Origin of the sequence: Pseudomonas sp. TAA207 (assembly GCF_001529285.1) — a bacterium.
GTDB lineage: Bacteria > Pseudomonadota > Gammaproteobacteria > Pseudomonadales > Pseudomonadaceae > Aquipseudomonas > Aquipseudomonas weihenstephanensis.
This window is the reverse complement of the sequence record NZ_LLWJ01000023.1, coordinates 1-3514: the sequence shown is the minus strand read 5'-3', so window position 1 is coordinate 3514 and position 3514 is coordinate 1. Positions and strand designations below refer to the sequence as shown.

2 protein-coding genes and 1 pseudogene are annotated in these 3514 nt (G+C 44.8%); 1 reads left to right on the top strand and 2 read right to left on the bottom strand.

Annotated elements, in window-relative coordinates:
* Positions 1-212: 212 nt before the first annotated feature.
* Positions 213-959, bottom strand: a complete 747-nt coding sequence (locus AP059_RS00265; RefSeq protein ID WP_059761397.1) for a hypothetical protein — start codon at positions 957-959, stop codon at positions 213-215.
* A gap of 777 nt (positions 960-1736) precedes the next feature.
* A complete protein-coding gene (locus AP059_RS00255) occupies positions 1737-2756 on the bottom strand; it encodes a hypothetical protein (protein ID WP_059761398.1) in 1020 nt (339 codons plus the stop codon).
* A gap of 593 nt (positions 2757-3349) precedes the next feature.
* Between AP059_RS00255 and AP059_RS21790 the strand changes: the two are divergent.
* Positions 3350-3445 (top strand): annotated as a pseudogene (locus AP059_RS21790) (type VI secretion system contractile sheath small subunit); the annotation flags it as partial.
* Positions 3446-3514 lie beyond the last annotated feature (69 nt).

Below are 3514 nucleotides of genomic sequence, written 5' to 3'. Positions count from 1 at the left end.
AGAGACCCTCAGTGCCATTGAAATTTTCCAGCAGTAACTCTTGAAACTCCAAAGTCGGTGTTGTAAGTTTGATTAAACGACGATTTTGAGTGTTGAGTAATGAGGCTAAGTCCATAGCTATAAGCGCTCCTGGCGTTTGATTTAATCCATTGTTGTAATGGGTTGCTGTGGGAATTGGTTGATTGCCGTTGGTGCGTAAATTTCACATATGATCATTTACTATTTATATTCTTTAGGTGCAATAGCTGGCTATTAACCCATGCCGTGCATCGTGCAGTTATGGATTTTTGCCGGAAGGCACGTATTTCATCAATATTGAAGAAGGTGAATTCAGATTTTTCGCGGGCTTCTTGTTTCTTTAAATGTTTTAATCCGGAAATGGCTGGCCGTAGATTTAACAGAAATAAAAAGAGGAATGCATACATGAGCACTGCTGTGACGGAAAATCCGTATTCGTATTGCAATATTTGAGGTTGGATAATTCTAAAAATTGCAGCAATCACGCCAAGGGCTATTAAAGGCACTTGATGACTGCTAAGCATTGGGTTGCAAATGGTTTCTACATGCATCTTTCTAACCCAGAATGGATTTATGAATTCACGTCTAAAGTAGGCGTGACCATGAATTGCGCATAAAGGTAAAAGTAACAAAGGTGACTCGATCATTGCCCTTGGTAATGTGTAGTTGTGCTCAAGGTGCAGCGAATAGGTTGTCATTACGTAAGATGATGAATATATGAGTGTTAGCATGTTTTGTAGCGAAAAGCTCACGTATTCACTGTACCTTTCAGTAACGTAAGCGCAGCGAAAAAATTTCACAATTGACCACGCGATAAAGACAAGATAAGGAGCACCTAAGGCTATAGGCGCCATCACCATAATCACACCAGTAAGCGATATACTTAATCCAAGGCCAATAAAGATACGAACCACAAAGCGGTATGTGTTTGTCTCAATCATTTGCTCGCCTAGGTGTTTGGGCTGTGTGACGTTGGTATTTCAAATGTGGGGAGGGTGCCATGGCTTTTTACTTGAAAATCCATTGCACACTACGACCTACCCATGAGGCTTTTCTTAAGGCTTGAATGGTTTCGAGGTTGTGAAAAGTCAAAACTATCCCAGCTTCGTTCTGCTCTTGAGCTAACTGTCTTAACCCGGAAATCGCATTTCGGCATTGAAAAATTAACCAAAGAAAAATTATATATAAAGAAATTGAAACGAAAAAAAGTGATGCGTTGTAGGGGGCGAGATATGGGTAGAGTAATGAACTTGCCCCGACGGTTGCTCCGACAAAGATGTTGCGTTTAAATGGAGATATTGATGTTTTGGGAGTGGATGTCTCAACTCGCTTGTTGTTTTTGGTGAATGGTGTTATGTAATTCTTCCGTTTGTAGGCCCAGGTGTACATGGCCGCAGGCGGGGTGGAAGATATACATGCAAGTATCATGGATTGTTCTAGGGGGATTTTATAGTGCATAAGAAGTATGGCTAATGTTGCGAAGTAGCACGTATATAAAGCTATGTGCAAAGTACTGAGCAGCGAAAATGATGCATATTCGACAAAACTTTCAGTTAAGTAGGTGCAGCGTATATATCTGAATGCTGCCCAAGCCATCAAAAAGCAGTATGGAATAGTTAGAAGTGAGGGAGTTAACAATGCCAGAATTCCCCCGAATACGAAGTGTGCTCCAAATGCGCCGTGCATTTTGGAGAAGAATCTGTATTCGGTCGTATGTATCATGGTGTTGTTCCGGTAAGTAAATTTCCGAATTTTCGATTTAACTCCCACTCTTCGTAGCTTAAAAAAAGTTGGACTATATAACCAACACCTAAAGCCACGACTATGGCGACTACTGCGGACGAGACTGCAGTAGCGACAATCGCGCCGATAGCAAATGATGCCAAGTTGGTAGGCTGGCTGTACGCCGATCTATGGAGAAACTCATCCATATCCCCAGACTCTGTAGCGTCAATGATTGCTTGGGGGCCCACTGCCAGTATTGCACCGGCGGTGGTCCCAGCAACGACTCTCCCTACACCCCGGGCGCTATAAGCGTTGCTGGTGATTGGAACTCTTCTCCGAAGTGATTGAGCTGCTTGGTGAACGGGCAGAAGAATGTGATTTGCACGCATTCTTTCACTGATTTTATAAAGTTTTGCTCGTAAATTAGCAGGGACCTCAAAGTATAGTTGACCTCCCAACCTTACCAATTTAATTCGCTGCTTGAAGGCTCTCTTTGCTGAAATGCTGCCAGGGGTTCCCCGAGTGATAGCCCAGTTTGTTAATTTCTTTCTAACTTCAGATGGTAGATCGAGGAATTCGGCTAATCGCGTGCCTTTATTAAAGGCGTGCAGCATTCCTACAAGTGCTGCTGCTTCACCGGGGATGCTGGAAAGCGAAAAAAGTAAAGGGCCGATCACCGGAATCGACTGAGCCTTCTGATGTAGCTCCTTAACTTCACGCACCGTGACATATCCTGCAACTTTTACCTTTGAAAGTAGATAACTCAGGTGCAACGCCATCTGTTCGTGCTCTTGAGCGTCCAGTCCGTTATCCGGATCGCTAAGCGTTGCCACCATGAAGTGCGCCGCGCTCAGTTCGTCAGTCGCGTAAAAGCCACTAATAGATATGCTTGTAGGTAACTGGCGCTCAGCGATTACGCTTGGCCAAGGCAGTGTGCCATGCCCCAGTAACCCACTATGCGTGCCCTCACCCAGCGGGTCATTCACCGAGCAGGGATACAGTCTATTGCTCATCCTTAAGTTCCTGTAAGCGCCATGGCGCGAGTGATTCAGTCATGAGCGTTCGTGATGCTCATGCAGGTATTCACTCGCATTTAAAGTCGCGAAGGAAACCTTCTTGGAAAACGCTTGTCAATCCAGAGAATTGTAACGCGACGAACTATCTTTACTGATATTTGTAAAAAATCAGCGCTATAAAACGGTACTGTTCGTTGTGAAGTTTCGTCCTAATCCGCGAACTAGAGCTGTTGACGTGTAGAGCTGCGTGTGAGGGCGGGAATGGGTCGGTCGAAATGTTTTGTAAGTTATCTTTCGAAAAAAATTACAAATTTATTCCTTGTAGGAATGGTCCTTCAATTTAAATCGAAATAGGCTACTTGCAACTGTAATGGGTCTGATTGTTCGTGCCGATTTCAGCAGTTACGGTGTGCGGCGTTTGATGAGGCCCTTTGAAATGCTGTGGCCGCATTAGTTCAGTCTCGAATGGTTTACAAAAGTTGTGTGCTTTAGCCTTGGGCAGCATCTCATTTTCGTAGGGGATTTTCCCGCTACGGTGTGTAGGGCAACAACGGATGAAACACGATCAAGGAGTTCGCCAGATTGCAAAGATGGAAAGTACCCAGCAAAAGCTCGACCGTATTCGTGCGCCGCGTGTGCAAATCACCTATGACGTTGAAGTTGGAGACGCCATTGAACAACAGAAGGAGTAGCGGTAGTAGTACTGCTGCCAGTGCCGCAGGCGGTTGTCCTTGATATGCCCGAAACGGGTGCCG